Annotated in this window: 4 protein-coding genes; 2 read left to right on the top strand and 2 right to left on the bottom strand. The window is 60.5% G+C overall.

Features of this window, described 5'->3' with window-relative positions:
* Positions 1-144: 144 nt before the first annotated feature.
* On the bottom strand, positions 145-906 hold the full coding sequence (locus tag MPJ51_RS03100; RefSeq protein ID WP_298381605.1) for an SDR family oxidoreductase: 762 nt from the start codon (positions 904-906) through the stop codon (positions 145-147).
* A gap of 152 nt (positions 907-1058) precedes the next feature.
* On the opposite strand from MPJ51_RS03100, the gene MPJ51_RS03095 reads away from it, so the two are divergent.
* Positions 1059-1958: a LysR family transcriptional regulator gene (locus MPJ51_RS03095; RefSeq protein WP_298381603.1), complete on the top strand. Its 900-nt coding sequence runs from the start codon at positions 1059-1061 to the stop codon at positions 1956-1958.
* Between the two features lie 64 nt (positions 1959-2022).
* Positions 2023-3564: a M81 family metallopeptidase gene (locus MPJ51_RS03090; protein ID WP_298381601.1), complete on the top strand. Its 1542-nt coding sequence runs from the start codon at positions 2023-2025 to the stop codon at positions 3562-3564.
* A gap of 25 nt (positions 3565-3589) precedes the next feature.
* Here the strand turns inward: MPJ51_RS03090 and MPJ51_RS03085 are convergent.
* Positions 3590-4777: aldehyde dehydrogenase family protein (locus MPJ51_RS03085; protein WP_298381600.1), on the bottom strand; the 1188-nt coding region annotated here is incomplete at its 5' end.

The raw sequence follows: 4777 nt of genomic DNA, 5'->3' as shown, positions 1-4777 counted from the left end.
CATCTGGTTCTGATTGACTCGCTTGCGACAGCGGTCGCACAGGCACAACCTGCTCTCACAAACGAAGCGCTTCGTCGCGTTCGTGCATCATTGACCGCATTTCACGGGCGCATTGGGCCGCAGCCACTGGGCGACTGATCGGGTTCAGGGCGACAGCTGGCCGCCGTTTACCTCGACAATCTGGCCGGTCACGTATCCGGCCAGCGACGGGCTGGCCAGAAACAGAAAGGTTCCGACACAGTCTTCGGGTGAACCGAGACGCTCCATCGGGATGGTCGTGCGCACGGCCTCCAGCGCCTCTGGTGTCGAAAAGGCGTCGTGAAACGGGGTTGTGATGACCCCGGGAGACACCGCATTCACCCTTACACCATACTGTGCTTCTTCCTTGGCCAGCGAGCGGGTCAGGCTGCTGACAGCCGCCTTGGAAGCCGCATAAACCCCGGAGCCGATCGCACCGCCATTGCGTGCGGCGATAGAGGTCAGGTTGATGATCGCGCCCTTTGATTGCCGCAAATGCGGCACCGCAGCCCGGCTGACGGCATAGACGGATGTGGCATTTACATCCATCACCTGATGAAACAGATCGGGTTCCTGTTGCGTGACCGGCATGCGCCGCACCATCGAACCCGCATTGTTGATCAGGACATCCAGCCCCCCTGCCTTATCGATGAAATCGCCCACCAACCGGGTACATGCGTCGATATCCGCAACATCCGCCTGCAGAACATGCGCTGTTCCGCCCGCTGCCCGCACATCCTTTGCTACCGTATCAGCCTGCGCGCGCTGAGCGTTGTAGTGAACGCCGACAACCGCACCCAGCGCACCGAATTTGCGCGCAACAGCCGCGCCGATCCCCGAGCTTGCGCCGGTGACAAGCACCGATTTTCCCTTGAATTCGTCGAACATCTGCACGCCTCTCTTTTGTCACATCCGGGTTGCCCCCGGTGATACTTGCGCGCGTCCCGGGTGGCGAATGCAGTGTCTGGATTTGAGAATGACAATTGTTCATAACGGTCGGGGCGCGTATGAATTCTGCAGGAGCTTCCGGAACAGGACATATGGAAAAACGCTGGCTCGAAGATTTTCTGGCGGTTGCCGCGATTGGTAACTTCACGCAGGCCGCGCAGGTGCGTGGCGGCACGCAGTCAGCGCTAAGCCGACGCATTCAGGCGCTTGAAGAGTGGCTGGGCGCTGAACTGTTCGACCGGAACACCAAACCCGTGAGCCTTTCCGACGCCGGAAAGCAGTTTCTTCCGGTCGCCGAAGAGGTCTGCCGCCAGCTACAGAGTATTCAGGAGCAATTGTCGTCACAAAGTGAAAACGCCAAACCGAAGGTGCATTTTGCCATTCCACATGGGCTTTCACTATGGTTTTTCCCCCAATGGCTTTCCAGCACGGTTCCGGGCGGGCGCGATCTGGATGTTCGGCTGGAATCGATGAATTTTCTGGATTGCATGCGCCATTTACGTGAATCCCGCTGCCACTTTGCCATGTCGCATGCGCATCCCGCGATTGCCGTTCCCCTGGCTGAACAATTGTTTGAAAGCGCTGTCGTCGGGCGCGACGCGCTGATCCCCGTGACGATGGCAGATGCGCATGGCGCACCGGTCGACCGACTGCCCGGCGAACCCGACGACCCGATCCCTTTGCTCGCTTATTCCGAGGAATCCGCGATAGGACAAGCGGTAAACAACCTTCTGAACGAACCGCCGACGCCCGTCTTTGTCACTCAGGTCTTTACGTCCCATCTGGCCGGGGTGCTGCGGTCCCTGACCCGGGAAGGGCGTGGCCTTGCCTGGGTGCCCGAAAGCATGGTTCAGGATGACATCAAACTGGGACGGCTTGCCTATGCCGGTGATGACCGCTGGCGCATTCCGACCGAGATTCGCCTGTATCGGGCCGTTGATCCACTTCCAAAACCCGCCGAAGAATTGTGGACATTCCTGAACGATGCGTGACCCGCATCGCTAAACGCCTGCTCAGAATTGGCATCCGGGCCGTCAGGGTCTTAGGCCTAATCTCATGCAGACCGGAACTTTCAAACACCCGCGCATTGCCGTTCTGGGGCTTATGCTCGAAAGCAATCGCTTTGCGCCTGTCGTTCACCGATCCGACTTTGAGGACCGTGTGTTGGTCTGGGGTGATGAGATGGAGGACGAGTTGCATGCGTCCCGGTCACGACTGCCCGCCGAACTACGTGCGTTTTGTGCAGCCTCTCGCATTGCTGGCGCAGACATCATTCCCGTTGGTTTTGGTCTGGTTGAGGCCGGTGGGCCGGTGCAGCATACATTCTTCTCAGACGCCGTGACCCGCATGTGCGACGGGCTCTCCAAGGTCGCGCCCGACGCCGTCTATATCTGCAACCACGGTGCGATGCGCACAACCGAAAGCAACGATCCCGATGGTGACATGTTTGCGGCCATCCGCCGTCAGGTGGGCCCAAATATCCCCATCATCGCCACCTTGGATCTGCATGCCAATGTCTCGTCACGAATGGTGCGCTCGGTAGACATGATCGTCGGCTACCGCACCAACCCGCATGTGGATATGTCTCAGCGCGGGGACGAGGCCGCCCATACCTTGCAGCGCATATTGTCGGGGGCCATCTCTCCGACCTCCGACCTCATCCGTCTGCCAATCGTCCCGCCAACGGTTACGCTTTTGACCGAATCCGGGCCATTTGCCGAACTGACACAGGCGGCAGAGTCGTTGCGGCCCGAGGCTCTGAACATCTCATTGTTTGGAGGCTTTGCCTATGCCGACACACCCAAAAACGGCCTGAGCATTCTTGTCACAACAGATGACGACACCGCCGAGGCCCGGCGTCTGGCCAATTGTCTGGCGTCGGCTGCATGGGGGGATCGTCAGCGTTATCGCCCGCAACTCACCAGTCTGGACGACGCCATCGCCAAAGCTGTGGATGCCGGAACCGATCCATCCTTACCCCCGGTTGCGCTGGCTGATGTCGCTGACAATCCCGGCGGCGGAGGCACCGGGGCCACCACCTGGATTATGTCCCAACTTGTCGCGGCCCATGCTGCTGGCGCCTATGTCGGCCTTATCAACGCCCCCGATGTGGCAAAGGCGGCCCATGACGCAGGTGAGGGGAAAACCTTTCACGCCAGTTTCACCGATCATGACGCGCCGGATTATTCGCGCCCCTTCTCGCACGCGGCAACCGTTGAAAAGCTGAGCGACGGCAACTGTATCGGGCGACGCGGCTTTTATGCCGACCGGCACATGCATCTGGGACCAACCGCATTGATTGACATAGCGGGTGTCAAAGTCGTGGTGATCTCGGTCCGCACGCAATGCGCCGATCCCGTTTTCTTCGAGATGTTGGGCATCGACCTGCGGCAGGTCAGATCGCTAACCGTAAAGTCCCGCGGGCATTTCCGGGCCGGGTTTGATGAGTTCTTCGGCCCGGACCAGATCGTGGAAGTCGATGCGCCGGGCCTGAGTTCACCCGTCCTGTCCCGGTTCGAATTCCGGGAAGTGCCGCGCCCCTGCATCCCGTTGGACCACGAGGCGGAATGGCAGCCCGTGGCAAATTTTGTCCGCTGACCCGGATCAGACCGCCACCAAACCCTCAAAGCACATTGAACGTGATGGTTTTGATCTCGGTAACCGCCTGCAACGTGTGCTTGCCACCCAGACGCCCGATGCCGCTGGATTTGCCCGGGGCCCCACCAAATGGAAGATGCAGCTCCCAGTAGCTGCTTGGGCTGTTGATATTGACGATACCGGCCTCAATCTCTTCGCCAAAGCGGAAGGCCCGCGAAAGGTCGCGCGTGAAGACACCTGCAGACAGCCCGTGACCGGCGGAATTAGCCACCCTGATCAGATCGTCGTCATCCTCGCAGACAATGATCGGCGCCACCGGACCAAAGGTTTCCGCATTGTTCAAAAGCGCCTCACCCGGGACATTGTCGATCACGGTCGGGGCGTAGAACAGATCCGAACCGAGGTCCCCGACCGCGCGGCCCCCGGTCAGGAGGTCGCCGCCCAGACGCACACCATCGGCGACATGTTCGTGAATCTTCGCGACCACGGCGGGGTTGTTCAGCGGCCCCATGGTGGTGTCGTCCTTCAGCGGATCGCCCAATTTGATCGCGCGCGCCCGTTCGGCCAGTTTCTCGGCCAGCTCCCGATGCACGGATCTTGTGGTCAGTATGCGCCCGGTCGCGGCACAGACCTGACCGGCATTGAAAAAGCTTCCCGAGGCGGCCGCATCCGCAGCTTTGTCAAGATCGGCATCGTCCAGAACAATCACCGGCCCATTGCCACCAAGCTCCAGCAACATGGGCTTGCCCGCACCCCGTTTCGCAATCGTCGCCCCGGTCAGCGGGCTGCCAGTGAAACCGATGCCATCTGTGCCGGGGTTTGCGACGATCTCATCCCCCACCACGTCACCGGGGCCGTGAACCAGATTGATTGCCCCATCCGGCAGACCGGCGGCTGCGATACATTCCATCAGCACGCCTGCGCAGGCCGAGGTCGTGGGGGCTGGCACCCAGACCACCCCGTTTCCCGCCGCCAGACAGGGGGCCAGATACTCGACCGGAATGTTTATGGGAAAGTTCCACGGGGTCACCACCGCATAGACACCGCGCGCCTTGCGGAAACTCAAAGCCCGCACACCGGGGGTTTCCACAGGGGTGTATGCGCCTTCCAGCCATTTGATCAACTCGGATGCTTCGCGGAAGCCCTTGATGGCTGCATCAACCTCGCCAAAAGCCTCGGTCCGCAGGGGTTTGCCCTGCTCGCGCGCGAGAAT

Source organism: Ruegeria sp., from assembly GCF_028066395.1.
Taxonomy (GTDB): Bacteria; Pseudomonadota; Alphaproteobacteria; order Rhodobacterales; family Rhodobacteraceae; genus Ruegeria.
The sequence above is the reverse complement of the archived record's forward strand: the minus strand, read 5'-3'. Positions and strand labels throughout refer to the sequence as shown.